Genomic DNA, 17,332 nt, shown 5'->3' with positions numbered 1-17,332 from the left:
TATGACCTTTAGCTATATAACGTTTTATCCAGAGGCTTTATCCTTTTCTAAAAAAGTCTCTTATTTTAAGCAACAAATCTTATGTGGATATGTTCTCATATTTTGAACATATACTCTGGAAATAAACCCTATGCATCTATTTTTTTCTCTGAAGTGGCCGAGGAGAGCTCGGCCATCTCAAAACTTAGAGCAGAACTTTTCGGACAGGGTCCAATATCTCATTTATATACTTTGCGGCTGAATTTTTCAGGTCCATTGGATGGACACTCTCTGCTACAAAAGCATTTTCCATTTCTTCGTAACTCGTATATGTTATATTTCCACCAAATTTCTCAGGTCTCTCTATGACAACAGTTTCGTATCTGGGAAATATATGATAGCGGAAAAGGGCAAGAATCGGGTTTTCTTCCTTGTCTCCTATCTTGCAGTAAGCTTTCTTAAATTTCCTATAAATTTCTTCTTCAGTGTCATCCACCGAAATAAAATTCTCCTTTGATGAAGCCATCTTGGTTCCATCTAATCCTAAGAGGATTGGCGTGTGAATGCAGATTGGAGTTTCAAATTCGAGGTTCTTTAAATTTTCACGGGCAAGCATATGAATTTTTCTCTGGTCAATGCCTCCAACTGCAACATCAACTCCAAGCATGGCAATATCAATAGCCTGCATCAGTGGATATACCATCTGAGAAACGGTTGGATCATCCATAGCACGCCCTACTTCATCCATGCTCCTGCGAGCCCTGTTCAGAGTTACTGCCCTTGAAAGTTTGAGAACATTTAACATGTACTCTGCTCCAAGCTGATAGTCAGACCCATAAACGAAATCGGTTTTCTCTTCATCAAGCCCGAGGGCAATAAAGCAGCGCCTGTTATAGTCTGCAATCTTTCGGACTTCTTCCAGTGTGCCTTTCCGATTGAGATAAGCGTGCACGTCCGCAAGCAAGACAGTAATTTTAAATCCGGCTTTTTGAAGATCAATTAGTTTATTTACTGTGAGAACGTGCCCCATATGGATTTTTCCGCTAGGCTCGTATCCAACATAGGCACGGGGAGTTTCTTTTTTATTAAGAAGCTCTTCAAGTTCTCCTTCAGTTACGATTTCCTGAACATTTCTTTTTATAAGTTCGAGTCTGTCCATTGCCTCTACGTTCCTTTTATTTTCTTATTCTCAAACCCTTAATTCATATTAATAAGTTTCTGTAAAAACATCATACCTTCTTCGGATTTAAAATTCGGGATTTCCCAGTTTTGAACGACCTTTCTGCGCAGAGATTTTGTCTCTTTGTCAAGTACAGGATTAAAGCCAGAGATTTCGTATTCTTCTTTTGAAATAATGACTCCCCTCCTTTGCCAGGCAGGAAGCATTGTAAGATTGATTCCTCTCTCAAAAAGCATTTCATGGATCTCCCATTCTTTTTTTCCTCTGAGATATTTTGAAGCCTCAATCTTATCAATTCCTTCATTCCTCAGGGTATAATATCCCCAGGCTGCCACAAAATTGCGCCAGGCTTCAAGCTGCCTCCAGTGAAAATACGCAGGAATCTCTTCTTTTTGAAGAGCTACTATTCTGGAATCAAAAGCTATAGGGCTTTCAAGCTGCAGATTTATCATAAGTGCACTTCCCAGAAAGCTTGCGGTGACAGAATCAATTTTTTCTACTCTTCCCTCAAAGGGAAGTTCCATAAAAAGAAAACTAATTTCATCCGAAAAAGTATAGGCAAAGAGAGGGCTTAAACCACTTTTCTTAATAAAAAGCTCTGCAGTATTCGCCATCGCCCTGGCGAAATTTTGGTCATAGGGTTTTCCAAAGCCCAAGCCCCTAAGTGTATTTTTAAAATTCCTGCCGTCCGCGCGCACAACCACCGGAGGAATACAGCGCATCTCAGCATAAATTTCCCGGTCTTTCATGTACCCTTTCAGATTTGTTTAATCTTCTTTTCTCTTTTTGTATCTCTGGATAACGTCTCTTACTATAATGATATCTGCTGCCGTTATAACCCATCGGTATGGAATAATTATGCCTCTGCTAGTCAGGTCAAAAAGTTCCCTATTAATATCCGAAATTGCAAGCCCGGTAATTTTCTGATCTTCTATATCAATCACGAAGTCTTGCAACTTCCCTACATAAACACCAGCGTTTGTGTATATATTTAAACCAAAAAGTGATGTAAGTTCTGCGCGCATTATATCCCTGCTTTGTAAATTAATTTAAATCTTTCTCCTAACCTTATATGAAAAACATACTTATATATCTTACAGTTTTGCCGATTATATTATTGCAGTTTTATCTCACATTTCCAGGTAAAAATGGAATCTCAGTTTTATTATAATAAATCTTCTTATTTAAACTAGCGAGAGGTAAAAATAGTCTTGTTTTTTAATTTTTGTTCAAAGTTTGAGTTAAGAAGAGGGAGTTCTAAATGTGTGTTAAGCTGCTTTTGCTCTTATTTATCAAAGTATACAGCTTATTTACAGCTTATTTACTGCTTTCCTATAGCTGTCCCACATTGAGAATGATATCTTTTGATAATTTTCTTGTTCACAGGTAAATCACAAGTAATTTCTGAATTACCTGTGAGCAGAACTCTTTATCGTTTTATAACCTTTCTTTTTACTCTAATCTAACCATTTTGAATCTCAAATCTCTTATTCCAGTTTTCTCTTTTATATTTCCAGCTTTGAAATGACATTTCGAATAGATTCTGAGGATTTCCTGAGTATATCGTACTGGCTTTCATCGAGCTTGAGTTCAAGGATTTCTTCGACTCCGGATGCTCCAAGCTTTACAGGTACACCGAAGTAAATGCCTTCCTGTCCGTACTGCCCTTCAAGGTAAGCCGAAGCAGGCAGAATTCTCTTTGAGTCTTTAATCACAGCTTCAGCCATTGAGACAATAGCCGCCGATGGGGCATAAAAAGCACTGCCCTGTTTAAGGAGCTCTACAATCTCGGCTCCTCCATTTACTGTCCTCTCTACCATTCTGGCAATTTTGTCCTCTGGAAGCAGGTTTGTGAGCGGAACTCCTGATACTGTTGTATATTGAGGAAGAGGTACCATTAGATCCCCGTGTCCTCCTATAACCATCGCCTGTACATCTTTTTTCGAGCACTTTAGTTCTTCTGCAATAAAACTTTCAAAACGTCCCGAATCCAGAACCCCGCTCATCCCGAATACTTTCTTTGTCTCAAAACCAGTTGCTTTCATAGCTATGTAGGTTATAATGTCAAGCGGATTTGTGACATTAATTACTATGGATTCTGGAGCATGCTTTGCAATGTTCCTAGAAACTTCAGATATTATTTTCGAATTTGTTTTAATCAGATCTTCCCGAGTCATTCCGGGTTTTCTTGCAATCCCTGCTGTAATAATTACAAGATCAGAGTCTGCAATATCTGCATAATCATTAGTCCCAAGTATTGGCGTGTCATAACCTTTTATTGCCCCTGCTTGTATAAGGTCAAGGGCTTTTCCTTGCGGCAGCCCTTCCACAATATCTGTCATGACAATTTCGCCAAGCTCAAGTTCAGCTAGCCGTTGGACTGTAGTCGCCCCTACATTCCCTGCACCAATCACGGAAATTTTAGTCATTAACTGACACCTGTATTAAACAATTTATTTAGACTAATTTTGGAACTTCAATATTTAAAAATTTGTTCTGTAGTATGGTTCTTTATTACCGGTCAGCTACAGATACTATTATTAGTCTCTGTGTTCGCACTTTATACTATATTAGTTCTTGAATTTGTTGTTTTTCTCTTTAGAATACTGATTTCATGCAGTATTTTTATTAAATATTATCCCCAAATGGTTCAGGGGAAACATGCTGAATAATACATACATTCATATTCCAGGTGTAGGAAAGAGCCTTGAAAAAAAAATCTGGGCTCAAGGTATACACACCTGGAAAGAATTTCTTGAGATGGAAGATAGGATCTCCATACCTTCATCGCGAAAGGCCAGAATTTGTGAGGAGGTAAGAAAATCTTCTGAACACTTGGCAGCAAAAGATTACTGTTTTTTTTCACAATGCCTTCCTTCTGCAGAACACTGGAGAGCCTATTCTTTATTTTCCGATTCTGCCGCATTTGTAGATATTGAAACAACGGGCCTCTCTAAATCTCGGGATAAAATAACCATTGTTGGAATCTATGATGGAAAAGAATCAAAGACGTATATAAAAGATATTAATCTTGATGACATTGTAGAAGAGTTCTCAAAATACAGGCTACTTGTATCCTTCAATGGCGCTCGTTTTGATTTACCTTTCATAAAATCCGAATTTCCAGAAATTGAGTTCAATCAGCTCCACATAGACCTTATGTATCCTTTAAGGCGAATAGGGTATAATGGAGGTTTAAAAAACATTGAAAAGCTTCTCGGGATCACCCGAAGCGATGGTACCGAGGGAATAACAGGATTTGATGCCGTAAGGCTCTGGAAAAAATATGAGAAAGGAGATCGTGAAGCTCTGAATACACTTATTAAATATAACATAGAAGATACAGTTAATCTGAAAACTATTATAGAGCTCACCTACCCTAAAATGGTTGAGAAAGCTTTGAATATCTAATAGGTATAACCTCTCAGGTTCAGAATAACAAAAAGTAAAAAAATCAGGCTCCAATAATATCAACATCAGTTAGTTTATTATACTTTTAGTACTGTTTCTGATAGTCTAGCTTGGTAATGTATTGGCGCGTTTAATTTCAATTTATTGTTTGTAATTCGAATAACTATATGCTCTGGTAGGAAAGGGGAATTCAATGGAAGTTACAATGAAGTTCGGGGATAAAGTCACAATGGCAGACGTCCGAAAACTCCATGATATGGAAGACGTAGTGTTTGATAGGGAGTGGTTTGAAGAAACAGAGGTACGAAATCGCGATGTGTACTACATGTTCCGGGACCTTGCGAAAAACGATTCTGAACTTGAAACAATTAAAGCTCATCACCTGAGATATGACATCACTGTAATTCCTCCCGCAATGCTTGGATCGGAATATATTAAAACTGTAGGTCATTACCATCCGCGTGTTCCAGGAACAAACATCTACTATCCTGAAATTTATCAGGTACTTGAAGGTTCTGCTACTTATCTTCTACAAAAAGTGAAAACCGGAGAGGAAGATCTCGTTCTGGATGTTGTAGTCATAACAGCAGAAAAAGGAGATTTAGTGCTTGTTCCCCCTGGATACGGGCATGTGACCATAAACGCTTCCGATAAAACTCTTGAAATGGCAAACTGGGTTTGCCGCGACTTTTCTTCGGTTTATGAGCCTATTAAAAGACTTTCCGGAGCTTCTTATTTCCTGCTTAAAGATGGTTTTGTCAAAAATCCCCTTTATAGAAATATCCCACATATCCGTCACCTTAAACCACTTGAACACAATGAAATAGGACTTAGCTCTGGAGAAAGTATGTATGAGCTAGTACATAGAATTGAAAAACTGAGATTCTTGACTGCTCCTCAGGATTTTACAGGATTCTTAACAGGAGTGCTTCGAGAATAAGGCTATTTTCCAGTTTAAATAGACTGGACTTTTATTTTTTATCTTTCCTGCCTTAGAGTAGAACCTGATTCTAAGAGCAGGTGATAGTCTTGGAACTAAATAATAAAGGCCCAAGAATATATTATGGTAACCAATACATAACTTATAATAGGTATAAATACCTTCAATTACTTGAGGTTTGAAATGCAAAAAAGTGGATACCGTATTCAATTTACGTCGTCCAGAATAAAGGATCTCATGTACAGGACCACATTTGACCCTATAAAAATGGATGGAGATATTATACTTAATCTCTCTCTTATTGATAAAAAAGATCTGGATGATGTGCTTGGGATCTTTAAGATGGTAATCTCAAGCGGGCTTTCGGTGACTCCCTATGTTAAAATTGTTTCCGAGGGAGAATCTATCGGAGACCTGACTATTGAAAAGGGAAAGGTAGGCATCGGGACAGTATGCAGCATTACTATTGACGGAGTATTGCTCAAGGCAGGAATTCCTGTAAACCCCAAACTTGGAGGAGTTGTTCAGATTCGAAACGGAATTCCGGTGCGTTTTACTGATGTGCTGACCTATGTAAGTACGACTGTAGATCCGCTTGAAATCCTTATGTCACAGGGTATTACTTCTGTGTCGGAAATGCTCAGGACAGGCTCAGGTAAGGTTCTTGCAAATCTCAGGGAAGCTCCTATGGTTGCAAGAGATGAAATTGAAAGCTGTCTTTCTGATCTTCTGGATGCAGGCTTCAGTGGAATTCTGGAAGTTGGGGAACCAAATACACGGGTTCTGGACGTTCCAATCGAGAGAGACCATCTCGGAATAGTCGTCATAGGAGGTACAAATCCTATGGCTGTTGTACAGGAATATGGGATTGCCATAGATACAAGTGCAATGTCACAGCTAATTCCGTTCAAAGAAATGAGCAGGATTGAAGATCTGGTTTAAGGCTCAATGGTAGACCTTATTTTAAAATTTCTTCGTTTTTATTGAGCTTTTATTTTCTATTCAATTCAGTTTCTCGATGTATATTTTTGAAAACTGGCTTCTTTACTTTGAATTTGCCTTTCTTCGAATTTGTTCTCCAATAAACAGATCCAGTTTTCTTGCAAATTCTTCTTTTTTATCGTTGGGAATAGTTGCTCCTGCTGCGATATCGTGTCCGCCGCCTGCACCTCCAACTTCAGCCGAGATTACTGACATTGCTTCTGAAAGGTTAACTCCCCTGCGGATCAGATCCTGCGTTCCTCTAGCTGAGACTTTGATCCCTCCGTCGGCTTTTGCAAAAGCAATAATAGGAAGATTTCTATTTTCAACTAATGTAGAACTCATACCTGCAATAATTCCAACTATGGTTTCTTTTATTTCCGAGCCTGCATCGAAATACTGAATATTTTCAAGCTGGACGACTCCATTTTCTTTAACATATATGAGCCCGTTAACAAGGTTCTGTCTATGTTCAGCAAGCAATTTGCGGGCATCTTCATAAGCTTCTTCTCTGTTTCCCATACAGACTGCAAGTCCTATCTCGGCATGGTCGTATCGTGCAGTGGCATTAAGAAGGGTAGAAAACTCGGAAGCGTCCCTCATTTCCGTACCTTCTTTTTCTCCTAGAAGGACATACACCTCACCTATCAGGCGCTCGATCTTATACGAAGGCATCCCTGATTTCAGGCAGTACTGGACAAGTCCTGAGACAATTCTCTGCTTTTCCGGGGTTTCAAGGTCAATCCATCGCCTCCAGTGTTCATCCTGGCTGAAGGAAATGTTAAGGGAATGAAGAAACTCAACGCAGGCTTCCTCGTTTCCTGTAAGCCCAGGAAGATAAGGGTCTGAAGAATATTGCATCAATTTGTAAATAGGGCGGGTTTGCTTTCCAAATAGGGCCAGGTCCTTTTTGAACTGGAGAATGCCTTCTTTAACTCCTTCTTCAAGAATTTCTTTATTGATCCCAACAAGCTGTCCCATTTTTAGATGTTGCATATCCCCCACTGCTCCTACTATGGCTAGTGAGGAGAGATCCTTATTTCTTCCAAGTGCTGAAGCCAGCAGGTAAGTAGTTCCCGAGCCGCTCAGTTCATAGGAACCGTTTGCTCCAAAGATATGGGGATTCAGGTGAAATTTATGGTTTCCCTGGGGCTGGTGATGGTCTGAGATCACTGCATGAATTCCGCGAGATTCTATCTGTTCGCACATCCCGCTTCCCAAATCTGTAAAAATGACAATATCATGATTTTCATCTGCGACGGCATCAAGAGCTTTTTCATCAAGCTGTTTGACGAAGCGTGTTGTATAGTCAAAATTACTCCGTTCTAGTGCAGTACAAATAATTCCTGCAGAAGTCAGCCCGTCAGCGTCAATATGGGATACAACGTGGACTGATTTGTACTTTTTAATCTCTTCGGCACACTTTGCTGCTTCTTTATGAAGTGCTTTCATTGTCTCAGACATTATTTTCTCCATGACTTTTTACTTACCTAAATTTAAGTGCTATTCCCAACCTTATTTTCTTTCCCATTCTCTCGGATCAACCCTATAGTCTTTTCCTTCTCTTTTAATTTCTGGAAAACTTCGGATCTCCTGCAATGTAAGTTTGAGGTCTTGAGAATAATATTTTTTTTGCAGTTCATTCCAGGGAACCATGTATGCTTCCCTGCCATGTCCGGGTCCCAGGCGAAGTTCCACTGCAAGAAACCCACGTCTCCCTGATTTATTCAGGTAGTCTGAAATCCTTTCTATCTGATGAATACCATTTTTATCTACGGTAAAGTGCTGAGAGAAGTAAAGTGCGTTTGCACCTTTTTCCACTGAAATGCTTTTGCATTCGATTCCCAGGTATAAGTCCGGATTAAGAGAATCTACAAGAACATCAAGGAATTGCGGAGTGAATCTATGCTGTTTAAGCCTATAGGAAATAGCTCTTATCCCGTTTTCTTCAATGTATGCATTAAATGAGTTTACAAGCATGCGTTCAAACTCGGTCATGAAATCTTGTTAAATGTTTTCTCTATTTTACTTAAGCTTTTTACTCTGGAATCCGGTAAGCTAAATACTTGCCGGATTAGTTTAGCGGATAGTTCGCGCGGTCAGACTATAAAAGAAAAGACCTGGGAGCAAATCTGCTGGACGTTCTGTTCTAGGATGCTAAAAAGAAGAATTCCTGAGAAACTGTACAGTTTCTTCAGAGAGCGATTAGGAAACTGTACAGCCTTGATTTCCGGTCGTGCCAGTTATCCTGCTGTCTATATGCTGACAGTCGGGATATCTCTTTTGCAGCACTAAAGATTAATTTGTGGTACGAGAGCCTGCAAGAGGCAAGTAATCAATACTCTCTTTATTTACAGCATAAGTTACATCACAAATGCCGTCACCATTTTCATCCGCATGGGTCTGGCTGAAGCCATCTCCCTTTGGGGTAGCCCAGAAGTTTCCACCAAGGTAAGCCCCATCAATAATATTCTTTGCCGGTGTCAGGTTTGTATTCAAGCTCGTACCTGTGTTTGAGCCTTGAAGGAAGATATTCTTTGCGTTGTTGAAATAATTATTATAGATTGAGCTATTTCCCGAATCCCACTGGTAGAGCCCATATTCCGAATTTGAAATGATCTTATTACTGTTCAGGATATTATTCCTTGAGAAACCTAGATAGATTCCGTACCTGGAATTCGAATTTGCCTGATTACTTGACAGCCTGTTATCACTAGAATTTTTCAAATAGAAACCGAATTTGTTATTCGATACACTATTATCACTCAGGTTGTTGTTACTGGAAAAGGCAATCCACATCCCGTAATTGCTGCCGGATACCACGTTACTAAAAAGTGTACTTTTGCTGGCATTCTGCAGATAAATCGAGACATAGTTGTTCGAGGCTGCATTGTTAATTATTGCGTTCTCAACCGAATCCCATACACTGATTCCGGATCCGGTGCTGTTTAATGCAGTATTGCCTGTAAGCGTATTTCCACTTGATCCTTTCACGTGGATACCTATCTGGTTATTTGATGCCCTGTTATCGTTCAGTTCATTATCGTTGCTCGAAGAGTACAGCCAGAAGCCATAGTCATTATCCGACACCGTGTTATTATTAAGCAGGTTTTCACTGGAATTCCTTAGAACGATAGAATTCTTGTTTTTCGAGGCCGTAGAGTTACTTAACGTGTTTCCGACCGAATACCACAGATTGATGCCAGAGTCTGTATTGTTTGAGACCTTACTGTTGTTAAGTACATTTCCGCTTGAAGTTTTCAGAAAGGCTCCGACTTTATTGTTTGACAGAATATTTCCGTCCAGCGTATTATTGCTTGAAGAATCTATCCAGATACCATGATTGCCGCCGGATGCCGAGTTGTTAAGAAGCATATTTTCCGTGGAATTACGCAGGAGAATTGAGGTTCCGTTCCCTGAGACTGTATTATTGCCCAGGAGATTACTGCTGGAAGAATCAAGTCGGATTCCAAATCCTGCATTTGAACCTGAGTTATTGAGAGGTGAGGAACTGTTTCCACTGAAAACATCTTGAATATTGTTGTTGTTGCTGTTGGATAGTTGGTTACTTTCGATATTGCAGTACTTAACTCCGTTAAGATGGATGCCTGCACTGTAGGAGTCTATAGGCCCTACTATGTTCAGCCCATGAATTGTCACTCCGTCCGCAACAATATAGAAAATATCATCTAGACTGCTAGCTGCCTTGACAATGGTGTCCCCACGACTAGCAGATTCGGAAATAAGGGTCAGGTTTGCTACGTATATGTCGATGTTTTCTTCATAGATTCCCGGATAAATAAGGATCGTGTCACCTGGCAATGCGTTCTCTATTGCATCCTGGATCGAGGTAAAATCCGCAACTGGTCCTGTACTGTTATTTACGGTAAGTACTACTGACTCTACTCCTTTGAGAGGAAGATGATCTATGAACTGGCTGCTTTCTATATTATACTGCGAATCAATAATTCCGTCAAGATCAACATCCCTGGTTTTTTCTGGATATACAGTTCCATCAGGTCTTGCCCAGAGATTGCCTCCGAGGTAAGGTCCCCCAGCAATGTTAATACCCTTGGTCTTAGTTATATTCCATAAGTTTGTGTCCGAATCCATTTGGGATTCTACGTTTACCGTATTATTGAAACAGTTATTATAAATCAGATTGTTTGAAGTTTCGTAAATGTGCAGTCCTGACTTCTTATTGAGAGTTATAGTATTACCTATCAGGGTATTCCCATTTGATTCTCCTGTGAGATAAATACCCTCTGTATTTTGAGATATTGTATTATTCTCCAAGATATTATTTGAGGAGTCAAAAAGTGAAATTCCATTACTGCATTTTAATATTAGATTATTACTCAAATTATTGTACAAGCTGCCACCAAGACTGATTCCGGTCACACAGTCTGAAATTTCATTATTGTCAAGCGTGTTCCCTGAACTCATTATATATAGATCAATACCGCAGCTGTTATTGAACAATTTGTTGTTTTCAATGCTGCAATCAGTAAATTCAAAAACGTGAATGCCTGCGGAGTTGGATCCACTTATGCCAAAACCTTTAATGCTTACGCCGTTTGCCCAGACACCGAAAATATCTTGAGAAACATCGGCTGCCCGGACTATAGTATCTGAGAAATTTCCAGATTCGGAAACAATAGATATTCTTTTGTTAATTACAATATTCTCCTCATAAATACCGGGTTTGACAACTATTTCATCACCTGGATTTGCAGCAGATACAGCAGCCTGGATAGTGGTGAAATCTGTAGTTTGACCAGCACCGTTATTTACAGAAATTATATTAGCGGCTGCACTACCTGCAGTCATTAGGTGAAGCGTGAGAACTACTACAAAAATATTTTTCAAGATTGCTTTTACGTGCATCATGGTAAATCCCTTATTAAATTTTACACGAAGACGTGAGGTTTTGTTTTTGCAGCAATTTTTGGAGTTAATAACCGGATATAAAGAATTTATGTAAAGTATCGCAGAATGTTTCAGAACCGAGGGAACTGATATTAGTCAGTTAGATCGGTAAGATTAATTAGTCAAATTTGACTGGTTAATCGGTCAGATTAATTAGATTGGATAGATTGGATAGATTGGATAGTATAGATCGCTCACAGCTCCAGTAACTCCAAACTTTGAGGTCAGTCTTAAAAAAATAAGATGAGAAAAACTAAACGCTCAAAATAATATTACTCTTTTTCATTCTTATCCGGTTTGTTTTTTCCTGACGGTGTAGCTGTTACTATAACGTATATTGACAGCATTTTTCATCAGAAACTGTCTAAATTTTGGAACTGATAGCATATATAAAAAAATTGTACTGTTATAAAAAATTAACTCAAGAGTTAGAAAGTGCGTTCAAAGGAACAGGACATTAGGAAAATAAAAATCTAAATTTAATCTGCCTTTATAATCTGTCTAGATCGAAATCAGAAGTCTGCTTCCCTATTGATCTTGTAATTCTAGCTTCACTTGAATTTTTAGATTTGTAAGTATGGTTAGAAAACGTAAGGGTCAATAATTTATACTTTGTTTTATAAAAAAGGGAACATTAAAGTAGCATAATGAAAATATAAATGGCGGGGGTTAATTTGAGGAGAGTTATGCTTTCTTTTATATTCATTTTAATTCTTACATTCCAGACTCTAAACACTCAATTTTACGCCGGAACAGGGAATAAGAGTTCTGCGGCTGTAGATCCATCAGACAGCGTAAGAGAAGGAGAAATTAAACACAACAACAACAGTGGGGGAGTTTATAGGGATGGAATTATTGATCCCTTTGATAACTTCACAAATACAGGATTTCCAACTGCACATGGCGAATTTTGTTTTCGTTACAGTTCTTGCTAAGTCATTTAGATGAATGCTAAAACGGAATTATGCATGCTAAAATGGAATTAATAAGATATAACTTGTTAAATATTCTTTTTTGAGGTGAAATTCTGAAAGCGATAAGGATTCATGAGTTTGGGGGGCCCGACGTTCTGGAATATGAGGAAATTCCTGAATCCCAGCCAGGACCGGGTGAGGTTCGGATTAGAGTTGTTGCCGCCGGGGTCAATCCAATAGATTGGAAGATACGTAGAGGTTATATGGAACTGCCCTTGCCAATGACTGTGGGATCTGATGTTGCAGGTATTGTGGACGTGGTAGGGCAGGGAGTAGATTCCTTCCGGCCTGAAGACGAAGTTTTTGGAAAAGCATCTGCAGGGCAGGGAGGATATGCTGAATATACGGTTGTCAGTTCTACACAGATAGCGCTAAAACCAAGCAGTATCGGGTTTATCGAAAGTGCTGCCATTCCTACTGCTGGCCTGGCTGCCTGGCAGTCACTTTTCGATATTGCAGGACTTGAGCGTGGGCAGACTGTGCTTATTCACGGCGCCGCGGGAGGGGTCGGAACCTTTGCAGTCCAGTTCGCAAAATGGAAAGGCGCATACGTTATCGGCACTGCATCGAGTAAAAACGCTGAGTTCTTGAAGAGTATAGGCTGTGATGAGGTAATAGACTACAGGAACCAGCGATTTGAGGAAATCGTGAGCAGCCTTGACGTTGTTCTGGATACGATAGGAGGAGATACGTTAGAGAGATCCTGGGGTGTATTAAAGCCCGGCGGATTCCTGGTAACTACTGTAGCTAGCATTCCCAAAGGAGTTCCAGAAAAATACGGAGTACGTGCAGATAGGCTCATGACTCAGGCTGACGGAAGAGAACTAGCTCAAATCGCAGCTATAATAGATGAACAGAAAATCAAGCCTATCGTAACAACCGTGCTTCCTCTAACCGATGCCAGAAAAGCACATGAAATGAGTGAAACTGGCCATGCTCGCGGAAAGATTGTCCTGCGCGTTGCAGAGGACCCAAAATAAAGCCTCGCCTGGAAAACTACAATTCTACTGTGGTAAGAAAAAATGCATCAAGAATATCTTTCAGTGAAAGCGATTGATGCAAGTTATCTGATCACTTAAGCTGTCGAGTGGGGGAGAAAAATGCCAGAACAGCCAAAAAAGTCCAGGAGTCTTATACCGCTCTATATATTGATCGTTTTATTTTATACGGTTGCTTCATTTCAGGGACGTGAAGATACTGTCATTTCAGAGTCCGTATCTCAGGAGTCGGATTTCCAGGTTAAACTGAATGAAGGTGTACATTATAAACTCTGGATTGAGAATCCTAACGGTCCCGAGAAAATAGATGTGAAGATAAGCAAAGGTTCCGATATTGCGTTCCAAAGTACATTTGTATTGACACATTCCGGAAAAAGCTATCTCCCTTACCGTCCGGAATTTTCCGTGAAAGAAAACGGAATTTATCAGGTGCACGTTAAACCACTTAGTCTCGGGACTGTCAAGCTAGAAATCAAGAAATCCGGTATCTCGGGTTTTCAATAATTAAATTGTTTCTAAATTGTTTCGGATTAAATAATGAAGCATATTAGATAATGAAGCATATTAGATAATGACAGTATATCAGATAATGACAGCATTTTTGATTTTTACTGCGGCCTAATATGTTTTTTACCTGTTAACCCGTTATCATATTTTCTTGGAAAAGTATACTGAATTTAATGGTACCATCTTAGAAAGGTAAATCTCAATTTTATGGAACAACCATTGATCACCTTAACTGATGCAAAAAAGAGAAATGAGGTTCAATAGAGTAATTAATATAAAAATTCCCTATATTTTACTCAATATAAAACTGGAGGATTATTATGGATAAAGTCAATAATGTCAGAACGAAGCAGATTGACGCTAATCTTGAACATTTTAATATCAGTCCAAACAAAGCTTCTGATACTAGCCTGGGTTTTCCTGAAGAAGTAAGAGACTATCGTTATCGTTCAGCAGATTTCAGAAAAATTTGGGATTATTTAGGACTATTGTTTTCTATGTTACTAGATTCCTTTAAAGGGAAATACCCACTTCCAAAGAAGACAGCATTAGTGCTAATCCTCGCTTTTCTGTATCTCATAAGTCCAGTTGACATTGCTCCAGATATCTTTCCTTTAATCGGACTTGTGGATGATGTCGCTGTGCTTGCTTTTGCACTTAATTTTATTAAAGATGACCTGGAAAATTATAGAGCCTGGAAAATGAGCAACTGAGAGTTATTTTGTTCATCTATGGTCTAAATTTTTCTGATAGTTCCATCCTGAACATGGATAGATAATTATTTTCTTTTTCCGTACTTTCAGTAATTAGAGCTGTTTTTTATTAAGTATCTTATCTAATAGAGGTTTTAATTTCTTTCTGACTCTAGGCTCTAATATTTCTGTTACGCTCGGAGATATGGAGTCTAATAATATCCCATAAGAAACAGTACTAATGATTCCAATAATCAATCCTTCAACACCATTAATGACTTCATTAATTCTGAAAATGGTTCTACTAATTGATTCAATGACACTATTGATAGATTCCCTAATAGGGTTATGCTCAGGAACTTTTGGAGGAGAACCTATAAACTGACCTAAGGCAGAAGGCATATCTCCTACAGGCACAGTGGCAGTAATTTTGTTTGTTACGGTGTCAATCACGGAGACAGTATCGCTGTCACTATTTGCCACATATACCTTTGTTCCATTTTTGTTGATTGAAATTCCACAAGGACATTTATCTACATGTATGATATCTGTAACCTTATTTGTTGCTGTGTCAATTATAGAGACACTGCCTCTAGGAGTATCAGAAATTCCTCTGTTAGGGCTTTTATGGTTCGCCACATATACCTTTGTCCCATCAGGACTGACTGCAACGCCGTGAGGAGATAATTCTACCCTTTTTTCTGTATTGTTACCTGTATTGATTTCCACCTGGGCAACAACAACGTTAGTTGCTGTGTCAATTACAGATACTTTATCGCTTTCATCATGTGTCACGTATACTTTTGATCCATCCGGGGTTACTGCAACTCCATAAGGATTGACTCCTACATCTATATGTTTTAAAACACTGAGGGATGCTGTATCTATCACTGAAACTGTGCCGCTGCGCAGGTTCGCCACATATACCTTTGTTCCATCAGGCGTGACCACAATTCCCGTAGGATAGATTTGTACATCTAAATGGTATTTGGCATTGTTTGTTGCTGTATCAATCACAGAAACATTACTGCTATAATAGTTCGCTACATACACCGTTTTTCCATCCGGGGTAACTGCAACTCCCATAGGATTGGCGCCTACAGGCACCTTTGCTACAACCTTGTTTGTTGCTGTATCAATTATAGAAACAGTATTAAGGTAACTATTCGTCACATATACCTTTTTTCCGTCAGGGGCGATTGCAACTCCTTCTGGATCATCTCCTATATCCGCACAGTATTCAACTTCGTTTGTGGTTGTATTAATTACAGATAAATTGTCACTTTTTCCGTTTGGTACATATGCATATTCTGTATGGGAGTCAATAGATGATGGCGTAGATACGAACTTATATGAAAAGATAATTATAAGCGAGAGAAGAGTTATAAAAGCTAAAAATCCTATGTATGATTTACTCCCCCACTTCATTTATTCTCAACCCATTATTTTGTAAATCCTGATTCCTAGATTTTCCTAGATTTATTAATAGGACTTATTTACTTGAAATACAGCATCAAGTAAAATAAAAAGCTGGATCTAAATTGGACTTAAACAACTAATTGTCCAATCTTGTTAACTTTTCAGTTCAACTGCTTATCAAACAAGCAATTTATGGTAATAAAAACATATATCCAAAAATATATAAGAATTAGCATATTAATATTTAATAAAAGGCGATTATTTTAAAATGTTTGTTTTTTGCGCTGAAGCACGGCTTTTCCAAGATACACGAAAAAGATATTTAGCAGCCTAAACCTGTCAACGTATCCTAAAGCTACCTGTAAATCAACAGAACCCGGATAGATATATCCTTTTATTATATTTCCTCCTCAGGTTCCTCGAATTTCTCCAATTAAGCCGCCGTTTTGAAGTTTATTCATCTATAGGAATAATAACTACGAGTTTTCTATTAATCAGCACAGATTAGGAGCGCTTATATTCTATCTAAGTCTTATGAAGCCCGAGCAGGAAATTAAATGAAGAGTATATATGCTAAAGTCTCCAGCGAAAACGTGATCATCAGAATAGTAAGAAAAAACATAATTTACCTGCAACATAATTTACCTGCCGAAAGTCGGATTCAAGCAAAAAAACTATTTTTACAACAAAATAGTATTATATAAAAACACTTTTATTTAATAATTAAACCCCGCGTAAGGGCGACAGTTTTTCAATACATCTTCCCTGCTTCAAAAAGAAAAGTGTTATGTTATTCCTGCTAACTCAGAAGCTCTCTTAAGATGATCTGTACCAGAATTGCGAAATGTACTGGCCTTTTGAAAATTTTCAAGCCCTCCAGTACCATTTTTCGCTTCATTTGCTCCCTGCAACAAAAACTGACCTGCAGAATTATAGTCCTGAAGAGACTCCCGCCATTCATTCTGCGCATCTTGGAGTTTGGGAGATACGGTATATTGATCATTTTCCTGAGTGGCGTTCTGAGTATCATTTACTATTTGTTGTGCATAAACTGCGAGCGTGGTATAATCAGAATTGTTTGTAGCGTTGGATACACCGTCCAAATCTGTTTTAAGTATCTTCAAATGCTTCTGAACATTAGTTCCCCATGCAATGTCCTGGTAGGCTGACTTGAAGGTATTTAGCGGTGAATTTGGTCGAATCTGAGAAGTGTTTTCATTGTTTTGTGATCCAGCGAAACCCCTGACAATCAGTGCAACTGCCAGAAAAAACAATATAAAATAGATGTATTTTTTCATATACACGCCCCTAAAAGTCCAACT

16 protein-coding genes are annotated in these 17,332 nt (G+C 38.7%); 7 read left to right on the top strand and 9 right to left on the bottom strand.

The genetic code is table 11. The features are described from left to right. Window positions 1-184: 184 nt before the first annotated feature. The 4 genes from BP861_RS01250 to mdh all read right to left on the bottom strand — a co-directional run bounded on the left by BP861_RS01250 (window position 185) and on the right by mdh (window position 3,588). Window positions 185-1,138, bottom strand: coding sequence for a tyrosine--tRNA ligase (locus BP861_RS01250; RefSeq protein ID WP_292371771.1), 954 nt, complete (start codon window positions 1,136-1,138; stop codon window positions 185-187). A 38-nt stretch (window positions 1,139-1,176) separates the two neighbouring features. Beyond that, window positions 1,177-1,908, bottom strand: a complete 732-nt coding sequence (locus tag BP861_RS01245; RefSeq protein WP_292371769.1) for a tRNA(His) guanylyltransferase Thg1 family protein — start codon at window positions 1,906-1,908, stop codon at window positions 1,177-1,179. An 18-nt stretch (window positions 1,909-1,926) separates the two neighbouring features. Beyond that, complete coding sequence (locus BP861_RS01240) at window positions 1,927-2,184, bottom strand: PRC-barrel domain-containing protein (RefSeq protein WP_292371768.1); 258 nt, start codon at window positions 2,182-2,184, stop codon at window positions 1,927-1,929. A gap of 480 nt (window positions 2,185-2,664) precedes the next feature. After that, on the bottom strand, window positions 2,665-3,588 hold the full coding sequence (gene mdh, locus BP861_RS01235; protein ID WP_292371767.1) for a malate dehydrogenase: 924 nt from the start codon (window positions 3,586-3,588) through the stop codon (window positions 2,665-2,667). Window positions 3,589-3,820: 232 nt separating this feature from the next. Here mdh and BP861_RS01230 point away from each other — a divergent pair, with 232 nt between their 5' ends. The 3 genes from BP861_RS01230 to nrpRII all read left to right on the top strand — a co-directional run bounded on the left by BP861_RS01230 (window position 3,821) and on the right by nrpRII (window position 6,452). Then, window positions 3,821-4,570, top strand: a complete 750-nt coding sequence (locus BP861_RS01230; protein WP_292371766.1) for a ribonuclease H-like domain-containing protein — start codon at window positions 3,821-3,823, stop codon at window positions 4,568-4,570. A 193-nt stretch (window positions 4,571-4,763) separates the two neighbouring features. Then, on the top strand, window positions 4,764-5,510 hold the full coding sequence (locus BP861_RS01225) for a glucose-6-phosphate isomerase family protein (protein WP_292371765.1): 747 nt from the start codon (window positions 4,764-4,766) through the stop codon (window positions 5,508-5,510). 183 nt (window positions 5,511-5,693) lie between these two features. Further along, window positions 5,694-6,452 carry a global nitrogen regulator NrpRII gene (nrpRII, locus tag BP861_RS01220; RefSeq protein ID WP_292371764.1) on the top strand — a complete coding sequence of 253 codons (759 nt, stop codon included), beginning with the start codon at window positions 5,694-5,696 and terminating at the stop codon, window positions 6,450-6,452. Window positions 6,453-6,554: 102 nt separating this feature from the next. Here nrpRII and BP861_RS01215 read toward each other — a convergent pair whose 3' ends face one another. The 3 genes from BP861_RS01215 to BP861_RS01205 all read right to left on the bottom strand — a co-directional run bounded on the left by BP861_RS01215 (window position 6,555) and on the right by BP861_RS01205 (window position 11,381). Beyond that, window positions 6,555-7,955, bottom strand: a complete 1,401-nt coding sequence (locus tag BP861_RS01215) for a single-stranded-DNA-specific exonuclease RecJ (RefSeq protein ID WP_292371762.1) — start codon at window positions 7,953-7,955, stop codon at window positions 6,555-6,557. A 51-nt stretch (window positions 7,956-8,006) separates the two neighbouring features. Beyond that, window positions 8,007-8,489: a hypothetical protein gene (locus tag BP861_RS01210; protein ID WP_292371760.1), complete on the bottom strand. Its 483-nt coding sequence runs from the start codon at window positions 8,487-8,489 to the stop codon at window positions 8,007-8,009. Between the two features lie 300 nt (window positions 8,490-8,789). Further along, the gene (locus BP861_RS01205; RefSeq protein ID WP_292371758.1) at window positions 8,790-11,381 is read right to left on the bottom strand and encodes a right-handed parallel beta-helix repeat-containing protein; all 2,592 of its coding nucleotides are present in this window, start codon (window positions 11,379-11,381) and stop codon (window positions 8,790-8,792) included. Between the two features lie 698 nt (window positions 11,382-12,079). On the opposite strand from BP861_RS01205, the gene BP861_RS01200 reads away from it, so the two are divergent. From BP861_RS01200 to BP861_RS01185, 4 genes are all read left to right on the top strand, one after another. Beyond that, complete coding sequence (locus BP861_RS01200; RefSeq protein WP_292371757.1) at window positions 12,080-12,355, top strand: hypothetical protein; 276 nt, start codon at window positions 12,080-12,082, stop codon at window positions 12,353-12,355. Window positions 12,356-12,444: 89 nt separating this feature from the next. Continuing rightward, window positions 12,445-13,374, top strand: a complete 930-nt coding sequence (locus BP861_RS01195; RefSeq protein ID WP_349680985.1) for an NADP-dependent oxidoreductase — start codon at window positions 12,445-12,447, stop codon at window positions 13,372-13,374. A 120-nt stretch (window positions 13,375-13,494) separates the two neighbouring features. Next, on the top strand, window positions 13,495-13,896 hold the full coding sequence (locus BP861_RS01190; protein WP_292371755.1) for a hypothetical protein: 402 nt from the start codon (window positions 13,495-13,497) through the stop codon (window positions 13,894-13,896). Window positions 13,897-14,219: 323 nt separating this feature from the next. Next, window positions 14,220-14,612, top strand: coding sequence for a YkvA family protein (locus BP861_RS01185; RefSeq protein WP_292371753.1), 393 nt, complete (start codon window positions 14,220-14,222; stop codon window positions 14,610-14,612). Window positions 14,613-14,705: 93 nt separating this feature from the next. Here BP861_RS01185 and BP861_RS01180 read toward each other — a convergent pair whose 3' ends face one another. Then, on the bottom strand, window positions 14,706-16,019 hold the full coding sequence (locus BP861_RS01180; protein WP_292371751.1) for a YncE family protein: 1,314 nt from the start codon (window positions 16,017-16,019) through the stop codon (window positions 14,706-14,708). A gap of 776 nt (window positions 16,020-16,795) precedes the next feature. Beyond that, window positions 16,796-17,308 carry a hypothetical protein gene (locus BP861_RS01175; protein ID WP_292371749.1) on the bottom strand — a complete coding sequence of 171 codons (513 nt, stop codon included), beginning with the start codon at window positions 17,306-17,308 and terminating at the stop codon, window positions 16,796-16,798. Between the last annotated feature and the right edge of the window lie 24 nt (window positions 17,309-17,332).

Origin of the sequence: Methanosarcina sp. UBA411 (assembly GCF_002495725.1) — an archaeon.
In the GTDB taxonomy this organism is placed as follows: Archaea; Halobacteriota; Methanosarcinia; order Methanosarcinales; family Methanosarcinaceae; genus Methanosarcina.
The sequence above is the reverse complement of the archived record's forward strand: the minus strand, read 5'-3'. Positions and strand labels throughout refer to the sequence as shown.

Bases quoted from the DNA above. Each gene is read 5' to 3' on its own strand.
- BP861_RS01210 (WP_292371760.1), bottom strand. From the start codon at position 8,489: ATGACCGAGTTTGAACGCATGCTTGTAAACTCATTTAATGCATACATT.
- BP861_RS01230 (WP_292371766.1), top strand. From the start codon at position 3,821: ATGCTGAATAATACATACATTCATATTCCAGGTGTAGGAAAGAGCCTT.
- BP861_RS01225 (WP_292371765.1), top strand. From the start codon at position 4,764: ATGGAAGTTACAATGAAGTTCGGGGATAAAGTCACAATGGCAGACGTC.
- mdh (WP_292371767.1), bottom strand. From the start codon at position 3,588: ATGACTAAAATTTCCGTGATTGGTGCAGGGAATGTAGGGGCGACTACA.
- BP861_RS01175 (WP_292371749.1), bottom strand. From the start codon at position 17,308: ATGAAAAAATACATCTATTTTATATTGTTTTTTCTGGCAGTTGCACTG.
- nrpRII (WP_292371764.1), top strand. From the start codon at position 5,694: ATGCAAAAAAGTGGATACCGTATTCAATTTACGTCGTCCAGAATAAAG.
- BP861_RS01205 (WP_292371758.1), bottom strand. From the start codon at position 11,381: ATGATGCACGTAAAAGCAATCTTGAAAAATATTTTTGTAGTAGTTCTC.
- BP861_RS01240 (WP_292371768.1), bottom strand. From the start codon at position 2,184: ATGCGCGCAGAACTTACATCACTTTTTGGTTTAAATATATACACAAAC.
- BP861_RS01245 (WP_292371769.1), bottom strand. From the start codon at position 1,908: ATGAAAGACCGGGAAATTTATGCTGAGATGCGCTGTATTCCTCCGGTG.
- BP861_RS01250 (WP_292371771.1), bottom strand. From the start codon at position 1,138: ATGGACAGACTCGAACTTATAAAAAGAAATGTTCAGGAAATCGTAACT.
- BP861_RS01200 (WP_292371757.1), top strand. From the start codon at position 12,080: ATGGCGGGGGTTAATTTGAGGAGAGTTATGCTTTCTTTTATATTCATT.
- BP861_RS01180 (WP_292371751.1), bottom strand. From the start codon at position 16,019: ATGAAGTGGGGGAGTAAATCATACATAGGATTTTTAGCTTTTATAACT.
- BP861_RS01185 (WP_292371753.1), top strand. From the start codon at position 14,220: ATGGATAAAGTCAATAATGTCAGAACGAAGCAGATTGACGCTAATCTT.
- BP861_RS01215 (WP_292371762.1), bottom strand. From the start codon at position 7,955: ATGTCTGAGACAATGAAAGCACTTCATAAAGAAGCAGCAAAGTGTGCC.
- BP861_RS01190 (WP_292371755.1), top strand. From the start codon at position 13,495: ATGCCAGAACAGCCAAAAAAGTCCAGGAGTCTTATACCGCTCTATATA.